Annotated in this window: 20 protein-coding genes and 1 pseudogene; 11 read left to right on the top strand and 10 right to left on the bottom strand. The window is 41.3% G+C overall.

The features are described 5' to 3' along the window. Nucleotides 1–93 precede the first annotated feature (93 nt). Nucleotides 94–1,119, bottom strand: coding sequence for a glucokinase (locus tag ACE1AT_RS25655; RefSeq protein ID WP_374873551.1), 1,026 nt, complete (start codon nucleotides 1,117–1,119; stop codon nucleotides 94–96). Nucleotides 1,120–1,230: 111 nt separating this feature from the next. Further along, nucleotides 1,231–1,878 (bottom strand): histidine phosphatase family protein, encoded by a 648-nt coding sequence (locus ACE1AT_RS25650; RefSeq protein ID WP_374873549.1) that lies wholly within the window; start codon nucleotides 1,876–1,878, stop codon nucleotides 1,231–1,233. Nucleotides 1,879–2,100: 222 nt separating this feature from the next. Between ACE1AT_RS25650 and ACE1AT_RS25645 the strand changes: the two genes are divergently transcribed. From ACE1AT_RS25645 to phnE, 3 genes are all read left to right on the top strand, one after another. Beyond that, nucleotides 2,101–3,075 carry a phosphate/phosphite/phosphonate ABC transporter substrate-binding protein gene (locus ACE1AT_RS25645; protein WP_374873547.1) on the top strand — a complete coding sequence of 325 codons (975 nt, stop codon included), beginning with the start codon at nucleotides 2,101–2,103 and terminating at the stop codon, nucleotides 3,073–3,075. Between the two features lie 174 nt (nucleotides 3,076–3,249). Then, on the top strand, nucleotides 3,250–3,981 hold the full coding sequence (locus ACE1AT_RS25640) for a phosphonate ABC transporter ATP-binding protein (protein ID WP_374873545.1): 732 nt from the start codon (nucleotides 3,250–3,252) through the stop codon (nucleotides 3,979–3,981). A gap of 72 nt (nucleotides 3,982–4,053) precedes the next feature. Further along, nucleotides 4,054–4,848 (top strand): phosphonate ABC transporter, permease protein PhnE, encoded by a 795-nt coding sequence (gene phnE, locus ACE1AT_RS25635; RefSeq protein WP_374873543.1) that lies wholly within the window; start codon nucleotides 4,054–4,056, stop codon nucleotides 4,846–4,848. Nucleotides 4,849–5,045: 197 nt separating this feature from the next. On the opposite strand, the gene ACE1AT_RS25630 is transcribed toward phnE, so the two are convergent. Continuing rightward, nucleotides 5,046–5,843 carry a 7-carboxy-7-deazaguanine synthase QueE gene (locus ACE1AT_RS25630; protein WP_374873541.1) on the bottom strand — a complete coding sequence of 266 codons (798 nt, stop codon included), beginning with the start codon at nucleotides 5,841–5,843 and terminating at the stop codon, nucleotides 5,046–5,048. Nucleotides 5,844–6,148: 305 nt separating this feature from the next. On the opposite strand from ACE1AT_RS25630, the gene ACE1AT_RS25625 reads away from it, so the two are divergent. Beyond that, nucleotides 6,149–7,174: an anti-sigma factor antagonist gene (locus tag ACE1AT_RS25625; protein ID WP_374873594.1), complete on the top strand. Its 1,026-nt coding sequence runs from the start codon at nucleotides 6,149–6,151 to the stop codon at nucleotides 7,172–7,174. Between the two features lie 343 nt (nucleotides 7,175–7,517). On the opposite strand, the gene ACE1AT_RS25620 is transcribed toward ACE1AT_RS25625, so the two are convergent. Genes ACE1AT_RS25620 through ndhC form a run of 3 tightly spaced genes read right to left on the bottom strand, consistent with a single transcriptional unit; the run spans nucleotide 7,518 to nucleotide 9,137 of the window. Beyond that, a complete protein-coding gene (locus ACE1AT_RS25620) occupies nucleotides 7,518–8,045 on the bottom strand; it encodes an NAD(P)H-quinone oxidoreductase subunit J (RefSeq protein ID WP_374873539.1) in 528 nt (175 codons plus the stop codon). Next, complete coding sequence (locus tag ACE1AT_RS25615) at nucleotides 8,038–8,784, bottom strand: NADH dehydrogenase subunit K (protein WP_374873537.1); 747 nt, start codon at nucleotides 8,782–8,784, stop codon at nucleotides 8,038–8,040. Before ACE1AT_RS25615 ends, ACE1AT_RS25620 begins: the two co-directional genes overlap by 8 nt. After that, nucleotides 8,775–9,137, bottom strand: a complete 363-nt coding sequence (gene ndhC / locus ACE1AT_RS25610; RefSeq protein WP_026086894.1) for a photosynthetic/respiratory NAD(P)H-quinone oxidoreductase subunit C — start codon at nucleotides 9,135–9,137, stop codon at nucleotides 8,775–8,777. The genes ACE1AT_RS25615 and ndhC overlap by 10 nt, the downstream gene beginning before the upstream one ends. A 193-nt stretch (nucleotides 9,138–9,330) precedes the next feature. Between ndhC and ACE1AT_RS25605 the strand changes: the two genes are divergently transcribed. The 6 genes from ACE1AT_RS25605 to ACE1AT_RS25580 all read left to right on the top strand — a co-directional run bounded on the left by ACE1AT_RS25605 (nucleotide 9,331) and on the right by ACE1AT_RS25580 (nucleotide 11,808). Beyond that, complete coding sequence (locus tag ACE1AT_RS25605; RefSeq protein WP_374873534.1) at nucleotides 9,331–9,666, top strand: rubredoxin; 336 nt, start codon at nucleotides 9,331–9,333, stop codon at nucleotides 9,664–9,666. A 127-nt stretch (nucleotides 9,667–9,793) separates the two neighbouring features. After that, nucleotides 9,794–10,804, top strand: coding sequence for a photosynthesis system II assembly factor Ycf48 (locus ACE1AT_RS25600; RefSeq protein ID WP_374873532.1), 1,011 nt, complete (start codon nucleotides 9,794–9,796; stop codon nucleotides 10,802–10,804). Between the two features lie 241 nt (nucleotides 10,805–11,045). After that, nucleotides 11,046–11,294, top strand: coding sequence for a cytochrome b559 subunit alpha (gene psbE / locus ACE1AT_RS25595; RefSeq protein ID WP_374873531.1), 249 nt, complete (start codon nucleotides 11,046–11,048; stop codon nucleotides 11,292–11,294). 9 nt (nucleotides 11,295–11,303) lie between these two features. Then, a complete protein-coding gene (psbF, locus tag ACE1AT_RS25590; protein ID WP_196797829.1) occupies nucleotides 11,304–11,435 on the top strand; it encodes a cytochrome b559 subunit beta in 132 nt (43 codons plus the stop codon). Between the two features lie 9 nt (nucleotides 11,436–11,444). Further along, the gene (locus ACE1AT_RS25585) at nucleotides 11,445–11,564 is read left to right on the top strand and encodes a photosystem II reaction center protein L (protein ID WP_015209609.1); all 120 of its coding nucleotides are present in this window, start codon (nucleotides 11,445–11,447) and stop codon (nucleotides 11,562–11,564) included. 124 nt (nucleotides 11,565–11,688) lie between these two features. Continuing rightward, nucleotides 11,689–11,808, top strand: coding sequence for a photosystem II reaction center protein J (locus ACE1AT_RS25580; protein WP_026720600.1), 120 nt, complete (start codon nucleotides 11,689–11,691; stop codon nucleotides 11,806–11,808). A 223-nt stretch (nucleotides 11,809–12,031) separates the two neighbouring features. Here the strand turns inward: ACE1AT_RS25580 and ACE1AT_RS25575 are convergent, their stop codons facing one another. From ACE1AT_RS25575 to ACE1AT_RS25560, 4 genes are all read right to left on the bottom strand, one after another. Continuing rightward, complete coding sequence (locus tag ACE1AT_RS25575; RefSeq protein WP_071524776.1) at nucleotides 12,032–12,166, bottom strand: photosystem I reaction center subunit VIII; 135 nt, start codon at nucleotides 12,164–12,166, stop codon at nucleotides 12,032–12,034. A gap of 255 nt (nucleotides 12,167–12,421) precedes the next feature. Further along, a complete protein-coding gene (locus tag ACE1AT_RS25570; protein ID WP_374873527.1) occupies nucleotides 12,422–14,833 on the bottom strand; it encodes a hypothetical protein in 2,412 nt (803 codons plus the stop codon). A 210-nt stretch (nucleotides 14,834–15,043) separates the two neighbouring features. Beyond that, nucleotides 15,044–15,286: a hypothetical protein gene (locus tag ACE1AT_RS25565; protein ID WP_374873525.1), complete on the bottom strand. Its 243-nt coding sequence runs from the start codon at nucleotides 15,284–15,286 to the stop codon at nucleotides 15,044–15,046. A gap of 158 nt (nucleotides 15,287–15,444) precedes the next feature. Then, on the bottom strand, nucleotides 15,445–15,984 hold the full coding sequence (locus ACE1AT_RS25560; RefSeq protein WP_374873523.1) for a phosphate-starvation-inducible PsiE family protein: 540 nt from the start codon (nucleotides 15,982–15,984) through the stop codon (nucleotides 15,445–15,447). A 213-nt stretch (nucleotides 15,985–16,197) separates the two neighbouring features. On the opposite strand from ACE1AT_RS25560, the pseudogene ACE1AT_RS25555 reads away from it, so the two are divergent. Then, nucleotides 16,198–16,536: pseudogene (locus ACE1AT_RS25555) on the top strand (Uma2 family endonuclease); the annotation flags it as partial. Nucleotides 16,537–16,675 lie beyond the last annotated feature (139 nt).

The raw sequence follows: 16,675 nt of genomic DNA, 5'->3' as shown, positions 1-16,675 counted from the left end.
ACGTAGGATAATAGGTTTGTTATAGCTTAACAAAAACTTTAGAAGCACCCGTAAATTTGTGTAAAAAGAGCATTCTTATCCTACGTATATATACTATAACCTAGAAGCGTAAATAGCAGCACCAATTAATCCCACTTGTTGATTTATTACAACATGTACTGGTATTTCTTCTAACAAGGAACGCATTCTACCTTTATGAGTAAAGTTGAACAAAAAGTCACCTTTTTGAATTAAAGACAGGATTTTTGGGGCTATCCCACCGGCAACATATAAACCACCATAAGGAAGAAGTTTGAGGGCAAGATTACCAGCCTCAGCGCCGTAAGCTTCTATAAATAACTGCATTGTTTGTTCACTAAGGCGATCGCTTCCTTGTAAAGCAGCATTACCAATGACTGCACCTGGATCAACGCTTTTTTCTGGTTTTCCTGCTTCTTGTTCCCAAGTTCTGACTATTTCAGCTATCTCTGGTGATTCATTGCTAATTTTGCGATCGCGTAAAAATTGGTAAATAGAAACAATTCCTAAACCAGAAACTACTCTTTCCGCAGAAACGCGCTGGATACCGTGTTTATCCAACAGATATTTCAGCAGTTGAAACTCTAACTCAGTACGAGGAGCAAAATCAGCATGTCCACCCTCAGAAGGAAAAGCTTGATAAAAATTTCCCTGTTTGATGAGAAATCCTTGTCCTAAACCAGTACCAGCACCAATAATCCCGATGGGTGCATCAGGGTTTGGTTTCCCAGGTTGAAGTGTATAAAAATCCTGGGGTTCTAAACCTAGAATGCCATAGGCAACAGCAGTAAAATCATTGATTAAAGAGACATGATTGATACCGAGTTGTTGTTGTAGACGTTCGGTTTCCAGAAACCAAGCCAAATTAGTCAGCTTGGCAGTATTGTGAACTATAGGCCCAGCGATCGCAAAACAAGCTCTTTCCGGTATGGGTGTGTTAGCCGCCGTCAAAAACTGCTGTACTATTGGCACTAAATCAGGAAAATCCCCACTGCGGTAACGCTGTTCATACACCGTCCGTAAAAGAGGTGCTTCTGTTTCTTCCATCACTCGCAGAATGGTTTTTGTGCCGCCGATGTCTCCTGCTAGTAGTAAAGTCATAAATATATATGGTAGTTGCTGGTTGCTGATTGCTAGGGGTACACAGCTAGCTGTGCTACCCTACAGTAGTTAGTAGTTGATTTTTTCCCAGTGACATACTCCTAATATCCATCAATTAAACCGAACAAATTCCTCGACCTGTGTTAAGTGGGAAGTATCTCCCTTGAGTTCGAGAAACCATTCTGGATGTTGACGTACAAGTTTTACTAAGCTACATAAAGATGCTTTAACTTCCGTTACAGCAATTTCACCAACAAGTCCCATAGCCGCGCCTAGTACAGATGCACCATGTCCCACCAGCAAAATATTGTCTGGAGAATATTCTGTGGCTAGACATCTAGCAGTTTGTCCGGAACGGGCCCGCACTTGTGGTTGAGTTTCTGGATATTTAGCAGTAATACGGGGAGTGTAGCTAGTATCTATTCTAGGGAATAGTCCAGCCAGGGCAGGAATAGAAAGCCTTTCTGGTTCCTCTGTCATCCAAGCAGGATTGAGCCATTCACTTAAACCTGTTTCCAGTTTAATTGGTAAATCCAGAACTTCTGCAACAGCGTTTGCCGTTTGTACGGTTCGCAAGAAAGGCGAAGCGAAAATATGGGCAATTTTTTCTTTCTTGAGACGGTTAGCTAGTTGCTTCGCTTGTATGAAACCATCTTCAGACAAAGGGGGATCATAACGTCGTTCGGCGGTAAGAAACCAATCAGGGTTAACAAAATCAAGGCGGTTAGCGTGTCTTGCTATCCAGATGATTTGACTCATGGGTTGATTGCCAAGCGGATACACTTTGCAGACTGCAAAGTAAATATCATCTCATGTTCTCTTTGTTGTAAAAATTCTGGTTGCTGTCTTGGTGGATAAATCAAAAGCGATATTTACACAATTCATCTTGACTTTGATTCCTCAAAACTCTAAAGTCTTAAGAAAAACAATTGCAATAAATTCGCATAAATACTGATAATAATTCCCAATGGAGAAAGACAAATGAGAGTCACAAAACAGGGTGTGCTGGGTGTAAGTGTGGCATATGTAGCCCTTACGGGTTTGCTTGCCAGTACATTAGGAGACAGGTCGGCGATCGCTCATCTCATTCCCAATCAAAAAGAGCAAACCTTACTCGCCCAAGGAAAGACAAATGAATTAGTAGTAATCTTTCCTAGTCGTTCTGACTCTACAGATTTGCAAAATAAAGCCAATGCTGTAGCTACATTTTTGTCTAAACAGTTAGGAGTTCCAGTCAAAGCACAGATTGGTGACGACACCGCAGCAGTGGAAGCCTTAAGAGCTAACCGTGCTGATATCGCTTTCTTGAGTAGCCGTCCGGCGTTGAAAGCTGAACAATTGGCAAATGCTCGTTTGTATTTAGCTGAAGTTCGCCCCACTTATTCAGGTAAATACACGTATAACTCAGTATTTGTTGTTCCCAAAAATAGCCCTTTTAAAACCCAGTCCACAGCTAAAGCCACTTTGTCACAATTGCGCGGCAAAAGAATAGCTTTCACCTCTCCCACTTCTGGATCTGGGTTTATTTTCCCCACTGGTGAACTTGTGAAACAAGGGCTTGTAGAAAACCGCGATCGCTTGAATAATTTCTTTGGACAAGTTGCCTATGGTGGCAATTACGGCAAAGCCATACAAGCTGTGTTACGTGGTCAAGCAGATGTAGCAGCTGTGTCAGAATATGCACTTAATCCTCCGTACATTACGGAAGCAGAAAAGAATCAAGTGCGAATTCTCCACAAAATCTCTGGTGTTCCTGCTCACGGCGTTGCTATTGATGATGACGTTCCCACCCCTACACGCGACAAAATTATCAACGCTATGCTGCTGTTGAATCAGTCACAAAATAACCAATTGCTGCGTAACTTATATAACTCTACAGAATTGGTCAAAGTTGACCATAACCAACATCTAGCACCTTTACGCAATGCCCTGCAACTAGCAGGAATTCAGCCGTAAAGAGTTAACGGTCATTTGTCATTTGTCATTCGTCATTGGGCAACAAATCAAAAATTCTTAATTTTGACTTTTGACTTACCCTACCCTGCGGGAACGACTTTGTCGAACGGGAAGCCGCTTGCGCGTCTATGACTTTTGACTTGTTTTGTCCTCCTTGTCTTTGCACACATCCCTATGCATCCCGCTATTGAGTGTCACAATCTAAAAACAGCATACTCACCATCTTTACAGCGCCCCATTTTGAATGGGATTAGTTGCCAAATTCATCATGGTGAGTTTGTAGCTTTGCTAGGACTCAATGGTGCGGGTAAATCTACGCTACTGCGATCGCTTGTTGGACTAGTACCCTTAGAGCAAGGAAGTATCAATATTAATGGTGTGCCGATGAATCCTCGTACTTTAACGCAAATTAGGCGAGACATCGGGATGTTATTTCAAGGTGGAGGATTAATTCCCCAACTTCCGGCAATTGATAATGTTTTGTGTGGGAAACTAGGTACACGTACAACTTGGCAAACCCTGTTTGGTTTTCCTAAACGCGATCGCCGTCAAGCGTTAGAGATATTAGAACAATTGGGTTTGAAAGGACAAGCTGATCAAAAAACGAGTTTACTCAGTGGTGGACAGCAACAACGGGTAGCGATCGCTCGTGCTTTAATTCAATCTCCCCAAATTCTTTTAGCCGATGAACCGATTACAGGTTTGGATGTCATGGCCTGTAAACAGGTGATGGATACTTTATCTCAATTACATTCTCAGCAAGGCATAACCATTGTCACAGTTCTGCACGATTTGGGTATAGCAGCAGAATATGCTCAACGAGCGATCGTCTTAGATAATGGACGTGTTGTTTATGACGGCCATTGTGAAAATTTGCAAGCCCAGTTTTCTGTGATTAAAAAGTAGAAGAAAAAAGAATTAATCAGAATTAATATCATGTTCGCTTAGATTAGTCTTTGGTGACTGAGTTGTATAAAAATGAAGTATTTTGTAAGTTTTTGTCAGCGTTTTGCTTGGCTAAGTCGCCTACTGATATTGTGCCTGATATTAGCCATTTACGCTTGGGCTTTGCAGGGTCTGAAGGTAGATTTTGAACTTCTCAAGAATAGTTGGCCCTACATAAGTGATTTTATTTCTAGATTATTTCCACCAGAGCCGGCTGTTTTAGATATTGCTATTCAAGCATTAGTTGAAACAATACAAATGTCTTTGTGGGGAACAACTTTAGGAGCAATTCTTTCTCTACCAATTGCTATTGCTAGCGCCCGTAATGTTGCCCCTGTTTGGTTACAATGGTTGGCTAATCTTTTACAAAATATAGTGCGTTCGGTTCCTTCGATTATTCTGGGTTTAATTTTTGTCGCAGCAACTGGGCTGGGTGCCCCTGCTGGTACTTTGGCTTTAAGCATCTATACGATTGGCTACCTTGCCAAGTTTTACCAACAAGCGATCGAAGCAGTAGACTCTCGTTCTATAGAATTTTTGCAAGTTACGGGAGCATCAAGATTACAAACAGCGCAATATGGCATTTTACCCCAAGTCTTGCCTTTGGGCTTAGGATATACACTGTGGATGTTTGAGTACAATATCCGCGCTGCTTCTGTGTTGGGTGTAGTTGGAGCAGGTGGTATTGGCTTTCAGTTGAAAAGTTATATAGATGGCTTTGAATATAACAAAGCAACAACCATGATGTTGGTGTTGTTGATAGTCGTCACTATCATAGATTTCTTTAGCAGTCAGTTGCGTAAACGCCTTGATTCTATCAAAATATAGCGGGAGCGTGAGAACCCCACTGGTTTAAGAATTAAGATACCGTATTAAGACTAGGTTAACTGTCAAACTAAGTACATTTTTTATATCAAAAATTCACAAATTTTACTTAATTCTTGCATTTATCTTTATAAAAGAACATTGCTAGTTAGTAGATAGTGGTCAGTAGTAAATAACTAATAACCACTAAATTATTAAATCTAAAGCTGATTCAGCATCTTATGTGTTTGAGGTATTACCCGCACCTGCTTAACGAAGCGCTTGATCAAAGCTTGCCACATCAATACCTGTTCTGGAGAAGGGGCAAGCACAGGATTTTCAGTGAATTGTTTAGAAGCAGGCAAAGGAGTAACAGGTTGTAAAAATATTGGGATCGATGGACTGACCTGTGCCACAAGTAAAGCTGAACGCTCTAATTCAGCAGGGTTGGTTTCGTCAGAAATGATTATTTTGACAAAAACTTCTACTTGTGATTCATAACAAAGTTGGAGAAATTTGCTGTGTTCTTGCCAACGATTTTCACCACTAGTACTGGGTAATTTCAAATCCATACCTACAGAGTCTAAATAGGGCAAAATCATTGCCAACTGTTCTGGACGGTGTCCTCCAGTCTCTAAATATATAGGCAAAGCAGTAATTGCACGTATCTGTGGTAAAAACTCCACTAAAAACCCAGCATGAAGTAGAGGTTCGCCACCAGTCAAGCTAATGCTATCGTGTAAAGAAGGTATATTTTGCCGCTCGATCCATTCGAGTAAGATAGGTAAAGAGACAGGGTTTGAGTAAATTTCAAAATCGCGTCTTCCTGGCGATCGCTCTATCCTACAGGTAGTGGGTGCATTCCATGTATGAGCGCTATCACAGAATTGACAGCGCAAATCACAAAGAGCAAAGCGAATAAAAATCTGACGTGTCCCGACATTCAGTCCTTCCCCTTGAATAGCGGAAAAGACTTCTACCAGGCGTGCTGTGGGTGTAATACCAATTTTAGTAGTCATTTGATAATCAAAAGGCGTATGCGCCCTTTCGGCATAAAAGTAGGAATGTTTCTGAAGTTATAGTTCTATTGTGAACTTTACTGGCAGTCTCCAATTTCAACTCCAGTAACTAGCCTTCCGGAAAAGACACTTTCACGGGTGGAGCAAAAGTAAAGGGGTACTATCCTTTGATCTTTTCTCATTTTCAATCCGTTCATAACCTGGGTAGCGGACTACTGGCGATTAGTTATGATTTGAACTGATCGCATATCAGTTTAAGTGATTCACTAAAACTAAGTAATATTTGGCATATTACATTGACTAACATGGCAATGAAGGTGCAGGGTTTCATGATTAGCCAACCCCAAGAGGTAGATTTTCCAGTGATGTTCTTACATGACACGGCAATAGTGCAGGTATCAGAGCGATTAAGCGTGCTAGAGGCGGTAGCCTTTAAGCAAACTTGCCAAAATATCACTAAAACACAACCAATTCCGCAGAAAATCATTATTGACTTTCAGCAAACTACTTTTATGGATAGTAGTGGTTTAGGTGCTTTGGTAAATAATTTTAAAATCGCTCAAGATCAAGGGATAGAATTTATACTGCGGAATGTAACTCCCCAAGTCATGGCTGTACTCAACCTGACAGGACTGGAAAAGGTTTTTCCCATTGAGTCTAGTAACTCACTTCCAGTACCCTCTAAGAACCAACTTGAAGAACAGCTACCGACAACACATCCTTCTGTCCGTTCTTGGATGAAACGGATCATCGATATTGTTGGAGCATTGGTAGGTTTAGTCATTATAGGAGTTTTGTTTATTCCTATTGCTATTGCGATCGCAATTGACGATCCCGGCCCCATTTTCTTTAGTCAAATTCGTTGTGGTTGGATGGGTAAACGGTTTCGCATTTGGAAATTTCGCTCCATGTATGTTGATGCTGAAGCCAGAAAGGCTGAATTAGCCAAACATAACCAAGTACAAGGGGCATTTTTCAAAATTGACAATGATCCCAGAATTACTAAAATAGGACGCTTTTTGCGGCGTACAAGTTTAGACGAACTACCGCAGTTTTGGAATGTTCTCAAAGGAGAAATGAGTCTAGTCGGTACAAGACCACCTACACCCGATGAAGTAGAACGTTATGAAGTACCAGAATGGCAACGTTTGGATGTAAAACCGGGTATGACTGGAGAATGGCAAGTCAATGGACGATCTAGCGTACGTAAATTTGAGGATGTAATTCGTCTGGATTTGCAATATCAAAAAAACTGGAGTTTGCTATACGATTTGAAACTGATTATAAAAACAGTAACTATCCTGTTTCACAAAAACAGTGGTGCTGTCTAGTTTTATTCTACAAAGATATCTTTACAGAGGTTTAGGGGCATACTTACTGCAAAATATAAAGTTACAAAGTAATTTTTTGGTTGCCCCACCTCTCTAAAAATAAAAATCTAAAAGACTAACTCCTTGCACTTTTTAGAGTGACCTGCATAGAACGCGATTTTATATTTTTTAATCCATATTTTTCAAACATTCTCTTAGACCTTGACCAATAACATTTGAATATTCCTATCATCGCTTATCTTACCTGAGCGATCGCACTCCGCGTCCCTTTGCGTTCCAAAAAACCACCCCCCTCTCCACTTATCGGGAGAAGGGGGTTAACACGATGAGGTGCTATTCACTACTAATAAGCGTCTTGCAACTCGTAAAAATCAGGTGAAACATAATCCTTACGTAAAGGCCAACCTACCCAATCTTCCGGCATTAAAATCCGCTTCAAATTCGGATGTCCTTCGTAAATAATCCCGAACATATCGTAAGATTCGCGCTCTTGCCAGTCAGATGTTTTCCAAATCCAATAAACTGAAGGTACTCTCGGATTTTCCCGTGGAAGGAAAACTTTGACTCTTACTTCCTCTGGCTGATCAGCATTATCATCAACTTTAACCAGGTGATAGAAGCTGACTAATTCCTGTCCAGGGCCTAAATCAATCGCGCCTTGAACCTGAAGATAATTAAACCCATAGGCATACAAAGCAGTGCAAGTTGGCAGTAAGAAATCTGCCTCTACCTTAATGATCTCTACACCGTTAACATCAGGTTGTAAAGGTTCATTTGAAAAGCCGTTTTCCGTTAACCACTGGGAAACTTTACCTGCTGCTACTTCTAGAGATTTTTCTTCTGCTGGCACTGGTTTTGATTCTTCAGCCACGGTTTACCTCCTCCTTCTTCTCTGTCAACAAAGCAGGTGGTATAGGCATACCAATCGCTTCGCTCAATTCCTTCGGTGGTGCAAAACGAGTATCACTGAGCAAATACTCACCAGTGTGGATTTGTGGCACTGATTTCATGCTGTGAGTCGTACTGTAGTAGCGGTGGGTTTGCTTGATTACATCCCGCTCTTGCATGGAATCATTGGCGATTTTTTTGCGTAATTTAATAATCGCATCAATAATCGCTTCTGGACGGGGCGGACAACCGGGTAAGTACACATCCACCGGAATCAGTTTATCGACTCCGCGTACTGCTGAAGGAGAATCGACGCTGAACATCCCGCCAGTAATGGTACAAGCTCCCATCGCAATCACGTACTTCGGTTCTGGCATTTGTTCATAAAGACGCACCAATTGGGGTGCCATCTTCATCGTGATTGTTCCGGCTGTAATAATCAAATCAGCTTGTCGGGGACTAGAACGGGGAATAAGTCCAAAGCGATCGAAGTCAAAGCGAGAACCAATTAATGCTGCAAATTCAATAAAGCAGCAAGCTGTACCAAACAACAAAGGCCAAAGACTAGAAAGACGCGCCCAGTTGTAAAGGTCATCAACTGTGGTTAAAATGACGTTTTCCGACAGTTCATGAGTCACTGTCGAACGTCCAATGGGGTTGAGAATCCGCTCTTTTTGCTGCTGTTCTAAATCTTTGGCTGTTAAATTAGCATCTAAGACCATTCCAAAGCTCCTTTGCGCCATGCATAAACTAGGGCAACTACAAGAATTGCGATAAAGATTAGCGCTTCGATGAATGCCAATAGACCTAAACGGTGGAAAGCAACTGCCCAAGGATATAAAAACACCGTTTCTACGTCAAATACCACGAAGACTAAGGCAAACATGTAATAGCGAATATTGAACTGAATCCAGGCTCCGCCAATGGGTTCCATGCCGGATTCGTAGGTGGTGCGACGTTCTGGGCTGCGACTACTGGGTCGCAGCAGCTTAGATGCCGCAAGAGCTAAGGCAGGCACTAAGCTACAGATCATCAAGAAGCCTAGAAGGTACTCGTAACCGCTAAGGACAAACACAATCAATATCTACCGTTATGGGTGGAAATAACCTGTTACTTTCTTTTACATTATATAGTTTAGGCATTTCTGAGTTTTGCAAAACAGACTCAGAGTATATTTGATTCGTTGTTGCTTGCTATAGAAAAACCTAACAATTATGTCATAATTTTTAACGTATATTTAAGCTTTGACCCTCACCCATGCCAGAGCCATGAGCGAACAAGCTGTTGAAAATTCGGTTTTAGACCGCTACGAGTGTCGCGCCTGCGGTTATGTCTACGAACCCAGCAAAGGGGACGAAAAACATGACATTGCCCCAGACACACCATTCGCAGAATTACCGCTAACTTGGCGTTGTCCAGTTTGTAGTGCCAAGAAGAATGCTTTTGCCAATGTCGGTCCTGCGGGTAAAGCTTCTGGTTTTGAAGAAAACCTCAGTTATGGTTTCGGTGTCAACAAATTAACCCCTACTCAGAAGAGTATTCTGATTTTTGGGGCTTTGGCTCTTGGTGTCTTATTTTTCCTCAGTCTTTATGGCTTGCAATAGGACGCGCTCTTAGGATGGGATGGGGCAGTTGCGACAACCAGGACAACTGTCCAAGGCGCTGCCTTCCCTGACTGAGTAACCATAAACTAAATTTACAAAAAACTAATAAATACAAATGCGTTCAAGAATGAAAATTTGGCAAAAACTAATTGCCCTGTTTGCAGTTGTTCTAGTATGTGTCGGTTGTAGTAAGGTTCCCTCTACAAGTTACAATCCTTGGGAAATAATTTCTGTAGACACAGATGCCAAATTGTTAGATATTGCTTTTACTGGCAATCCTCAGCATGGTTTCTTAGTAGGCAGTGACGCTACTCTTTTGGAAAGCAAAGATGGGGGTGAAACTTGGCAACCAATTAAACTGCAATTAGACGATCGCAAGTACCGCTTTAACTCTGTCAGTTTTACAGGTCAAGAAGGATGGATTGTTGGTGAACCTTCTTTGTTGCTGCACAGTACTGATGAGGGTAAATCGTGGTTGCGAATTCCTGTGAGTGAAAAGCTACCTGGGAATCCAGTTAGTATTCTTGCCCAAGGAGGAAATTCAGCAGAAATGGCTACTGATGTGGGAGCAATTTACAAAACCACAGACGGCGGTCAAAATTGGAAAGCTCAAGTAGAAGAAGCAGTTGGTGTGGTGCGGAATATAGAACGTTCCCCCGATGGGAAGTATGTTGCTGTTTCTGCTAAAGGAAATTTCTACTCTACTTGGGAACCCGGTCAAAATGCATGGGTTCCTCATAACCGCAATAGTTCCCGACGTGTAGAAAATATGGGTTTTACCCAAAATGGACAGTTGTGGATGCTGGCGCGGGGAGGACAGGTACAATTTAGCGAAACTGCTGATGCTGAAAAATGGCAAGAAGCACAAAATCCTGAACTAGCTACAAGTTGGGGCTTGCTTGATATGGCTTATCGCACTCCAGAAGAAGTTTGGCTCAGTGGTGGTAGCGGTAATTTGTTACACAGTCCTGATGGTGGCAAAACTTGGGAAAAAGATCGTGATGTGGAAGGAATTCCTGCTAATTTATACAAAATAGTTTTCTTTTCACCTGAGCAGGGATTTGTGATTGGCGATCGCGGTTATTTATTAAAGTATCAACCAGATATTGCCACTGCTGCCAAAAGTGATGCCGCTTAATGTAACAAAACTTTAAGAATTCATTGCTTAATTTCTGAGAAAGAAGTTGCAAGATGTAACTCTTTCTTAACTTTATAGGATAATGAATTCATGTAAAAAATCCACATAGACACAAACCCAATCGGGCGAGTGTGTAGTAGTCCCGTCTGGGGGCAAACATCCAGATGAGATGTAGTGTACTTGGGTAAAACCAAGAAGTCTACCCATTAAAACATCTTTGAAAAGACAGGTAGGAATCTAAATGTCAGGAACTACTGGAGAACGTCCGTTTTCGGATATTATTACCAGCATTCGCTATTGGGTAATTCATAGCATTACCATTCCAGCATTGTTCATAGCAGGTTGGTTATTTGTCAGCACCGGTTTGGCATACGATGTGTTTGGCACACCTCGCCCCAACGAGTATTACACACAAGTACGGCAAGAATTGCCGATTGTGAATAACCGTTATGAAGCAAAACAACAAGTTGAACAATTTATTGAGAAGTAGTTTGCAATTATGAATTCCACCGATAATCAACCAATACAATACCCAATTTTTACCGTCAGATGGCTGGCCGTTCATACCCTAGCTGTGCCAACAGTCTTCTTTTTGGGCGCGATCGCCGCAATGCAGTTTATTCAACGCTAGGAGAAAACAATGGAAAGAAGCCCCAATCCTAACAATCAACCGGTTGAACTTAACCGGACTTCACTGTACCTGGGACTACTGCTAGTTTTTGTTCTAGGGATTCTGTTTTCCAGTTACTTCTTCAACTAACTGGAATATGTTGGTAATTAATCAGTGAACAGTTATCTGAAGTTATATAACCGATAACCGATAACTGATAACTGATAACTGATAATTAATCTGTGTTGATTTTGCGTTTAGGGAGGAGAAAACAGTGTCTGGAAGTGGGAGAATTCCTTTGTGGATTGTTGCTACAATCGCAGGATTAGGTGTGATTACTGTTGTAGGTATTTTCTTTTATGGAGCCTACGCTGGAATGGGTTCTTCTGTCTAAAATTGACACGAACCTAATACTAAAAGCCGCAATTTTCTAGCAATTTGTTTAGAAATCAGCATTAAAAAACCGCCCATCTCCTAGAGATAGGCGGTATTAATTTATTATTTTAGTCATTTGTCCTGTGTCTTTTGTCATTTGTCCTGTGTCAAAAGTTAATTAATTCTAACCAGTGATTAATGACTAATGACTAATGACTAATGACTAATGACTAATGACTAATTTAAGCAATATCTTCGCGCTCGATGTAGATCAGTAGAAAGGAGAATACAACAATTGGCACAATCCAACCAATACTGTAAACAAGAATTGGAGACAAGAATGAAGCAGGGTATGAAGCCAAAAGTGAAGTCACCATAGTAAAGATTCCTCTTAAAGCACACTACAATTCAAAATGAGCTTACTGCAATTCTTCGCCTAAATTTGTAATTTCTAAAGATTTTTAACACAGAAAAGCTATTTGTAAACATATGTTTAGTACTCATTGCTGAGGGTCAATGGTCATTGGTCATTTGTCATTTGTTATTCTTCCACACCCTTACACCGACCCTTACGGGTAGGCGCGTAGCGACTTCTGCAAGTAGCCGCTACGCGTCTACACACCCTCACTTTACTAAAGATCCAGGAGTTCATCTAGTTGCAGAGTTGGTAAGTCTTCTGGAATCACGCTTCTGACAACAGTGGCTTTGTGGCTTTCTTGTTGGTTGGTTGTATCTACAGCGATCGCTTCTATACGAACTTCTAAACAACCCAGAGGAATATAGATTTGATCAATCACCTCTAATCCGGAAGCTGTGGGGAGGAAACTGGTGAGTAAACATGGCCCGTCAAGTATACAGCGCGTTTGGCAATCTTTAACCCATAGCTTAATAGCAACGTTAGGATGTACACAATCTAGCTGTACACGTACTTTCACAAACTTACCAGAAATTAATTCGCCTTCTGGTACATATAATTGCGGAATTGGTAAGGGTTCAATGATTGTAGGAGCGATCGCCACAGAAATTTCCTCCTGCTGCTGTAATAAATCACCAACTTTTTCTTGATCATCAGCGTCATCTACAACAATTTCTCTAGCTAACCAAGCTGGTGGTGTTTTGAATTGTCGGATACGAAATGGCGAAGGTGGAGGAGGAAGGGGGAGAGGGGAGGATGGAGAGGTTGAGAGAAAAGGAGATTGGGGTAATGGGAATTGTTCTTTAGTTTCCTGTTCTTCTGCTGCTTCTGGTTCTTCTGCTTTGGTTTCTACTTCTGGGGTTTCAGCTTCAATGGGGGACAAAAATTGTTGTTCGGATATCTCTTGGTGAGTGGCGACACAAAGATCGTAATCTTCATACTCTACATCGATAGGTTCAGGCAAAGTGTATCCATGACTCTGCATCCACTTCCTAATCAGAGGCGACATGTTGGAAGTTTCTACTGTTAACAATTCAGAATGGCGTTGCACAACTACTGCTACAGAGTCGTTAGAAGAATCATCAAGAGTTGTTGCTAATTGATGTGTATCTTCTACAACCGCAGTGCCATGGCTGTGATCAGAGTTTTCCAGCAAACGCGATTCAGATGTTTCTGGTACACCGCTTGTAATATTTTCGCGATCGCCTGGTAAGTTTTTGATTCGTCTCAAGAATGGAAAAGTACTGTCCTTTCTTGCTCTACGCTTGACAATGGCAAAAGAAATTTCTTTAGGTAAAGACTGCACCTGTGTGGGAGTCGCCGAAGCAAGAACAATTGCACTGGTATCCATTGTTGCTATCTGCTCAACATTCACAGAATCTTTTGCTTCCAAAGACTCTTTTTGGGTTCGGGGTTCGCAAACAGCAATAGGAGTCTGCTTTTGAGGAAACTTAGGCAGTTGTGGCGAACGAAAATTAGGTGATTTATGAGAACGTGTAACTAATGGGGGCAGAATGTTGGGAGTAGGTTCAGTAAATGATAACTGAGCTATTTTTTGAGATTTAACAATATTAAAAAGTTCTAGATCCAGCTTTAAAGATGGTTCTGGCGTTACTTCGGTTTGTGGTATTGGTGCTGGCTCTGGTTCAGTTGCTGGTGTACTAGTTGCGAGTAATTGCGTAATATCGGCTGTGATTGTAAAAGATTGGCTAGCTAACAGTGTAGTTTCACTCTTTGGGGTGAGTGTGAGTGTGCCATACAAACTAATCTCACCCAAGATGAGTTTCGATTCACAATCAGTGGGGATTGCAATTGAAGATTTAATCGAAAAGGGTAGTAGCTTTTCTGGTAAGGTTTCCCGTCTTTGGGCTAATATTTCTAGGCTTTGAGGCGATCGCAACTCAAGCCGTAGTTCTCCGGTCAATAACTTTTGCAGAGTCGATGTTTCTGGGAACTCCACGCACCCATCAATGCTGAGAATTTGCCCCCAACGAGCGATATAGTTTTCTTGTTCTAAACTCAGCAGCAGTGGTAGTTCTGGGATTAGTGGAGGTGAATCCTCTATAACTTCATCTTCTGCTAAAGGCTCGGAAACTGGTAAAACTAACTCTACTAATTGTTGTAATATTTGCTCTGCTGTCTGGCCTTGTAGCCAAACTGGGCTGACAGGCTGATTAATAATCGCATCTTCTTTCTCAATCGTACTGGTTTGGGCGATTGTGGAGATTTCTTTGTACTTACTTGCCTCACCTCCCAATCTGCCCATCACTCCATCTCTTCTCAGGGGCAAGACTTGCAATTGTATACTATGCTGCCAAGGCTGACCAAAAAGATTTGACATTAAATCGCCAGAACATTGTAACTCCCAAAGTCCAGGGTGGAGATAAGTAAAAGGCATTACTGCCATTAAGCCTTCAGCATTTGTACGACGCGATCGCTTTTGAACACGGCGCTTTGGTGGAATTTCTGAACTTGAGTAGTGAGTCACCCGTACTTCCACGTCAACATTGGTAAGGTTGGATCGAGCCACAACTCTATACTTACCTTCCGAGATTTCGACGCTTGGCGATTTTAGGGAATCCCAAGAGCGATCGCCCTGTTTCTGTATAAGAAATTGCCAGTGTTCCATTGTCACATCTGCTGAGAACCCAGAGCCATGCATGTAATCATAGCTTTAGTTTGTCTGCCAGTTTACACGATTACAAGCAGAAAGCCCACGTGTTTTGCCAATGAAGATACTGTATTTGCTTGTTTAGAGATATTTTTGTGGTTATGAATAAGTATAGCGATCGCTTTTTCTTCTACAAATTTAGAAAGCGATCGCTTTGTAGCACCAAGCCTACATCTTACCTTTTTGCATTACTTGCTGAAGATGGTTGCGGATCTCTTGTGCTTGCTCAATGTCAGACTGACGAAGTTTTTGAAACAACTCTACACAAGGCTGGGAACCAGCTTGTTGTGCATCTTGGATATAAGTGTCGTAAGCTTTAATTGCTTCGCCTTTATTGTGCAGCACAGTCAAAAAGTCGTATTCTAGATCGCTGATAGGATTTTGAGCTTGTCTTTCTGTCGTTTGAGTCATTGATTCACCCTCCTTTAGGCTTTCTATAATTACTTCTACTAGCCCTCAAAGAGGTGTTCATCTGTCCAGAAGGGTATAAAACAAGTCAAAAGTCAAAAATCAAAAGTCAAAAAGTTCTTAATTTTGAATTTGGAATTTTGAATTGATATGTCCCCTCCTTATCTCCTTTTTTGGATTGATGCGGATCGGTCAAATTCTTGCTCTTTTTGTAGTTGATTACTCTCTATATATACATTTGGGCAAGATTTTGTGTTAGCACTAATGCAATCCATATGCGGTGTTTTGGCACACACTATTAGTAATGCACCAAGAATTAATAATAAGGCACAAATTGAAGCTCCCTGAATCCAAGAAATTTCCAAAGCTCCATGCACAACTACTTCTCGGAGTACTGATACAATTGTGACTTCAACTGCCACACCTACAGCAATGCTGTGTTCTTGTAAGTAAATCATCAGCAGTCGAAACAATTCCACCAAAATTAAGATAAATAATATTTTGGCAGTCACTAGTTTATAGTCCAGTTGTTGTGTGAGGGCCATAAATATCGACCATAGTTGCATCAGCATGACGCTAAACAAGCTCAAACACAAGATAACCACAATTAAATCTTGGAAGGCTTCCATATTGCGGACTATCCAGTGTCGATCAAACCAGCGATCGCAAAACAAAAATTGGCTTTTGGGGCGCTTTCTCATGAATTTTCCATTTTGGTATTGGGACAACTGTTGACACACCAGCCAGTCCACCCAATACTTTTATTTTGGCAGAATTAAGGATGAGGGGAACATGCAAGCAAGGTTTTTGGCTTTTAGAAAAAAAGGTGTAGGGGTGTATGAAGATTTTGATTAGTTTTTGATACTTTCAATACTTTCAGGCATATACTAATTTTTGCGTTGAGGAATTAAGTCATGACTCAAGCTTTACGGAAACTAGTTACATTTGATGAATTCGTTACTTGGTATCCAGAAAACCCACAGCGACGCTATGAATTATACGATGGAGTAATTATTGAGATGCCCCCACCTACAGGTGATCATGAAGAGGTAGTTGGATTTTTAGTTGGAGAAATAGTTACAGAATATAAACGTTTAAAACTGCCTTACTTTGTCCCTAAAACAGCATTTGTTAAGCCATCTGAGAACGATTCAGCTTACTCGCCAGATGTGGTGATACTAAATCGTCCTAACCTAATAAATGAAACACTCTGGAAAAAAGCATCTACTGTTAGTCAAGCCGAATCTATTCCGTAAGCGTTCAGGGGGTGTAAAGAAAACAAAAAACATTTCCCAAAATCAAGGAATGAAATTAAGCCGCTTTCAATAACTCAGAATCATCAGAACAAGGAGTAACTTGTGGAAGCAAAGAAGGTGGAGTGTTATCACCACG

Source organism: Pelatocladus sp. BLCC-F211, assembly GCF_041928655.1.
GTDB lineage: Bacteria > Cyanobacteriota > Cyanobacteriia > Cyanobacteriales > Nostocaceae > Pelatocladus.
The sequence above is the reverse complement of the archived record's forward strand: the minus strand, read 5'-3'. Positions and strand labels throughout refer to the sequence as shown.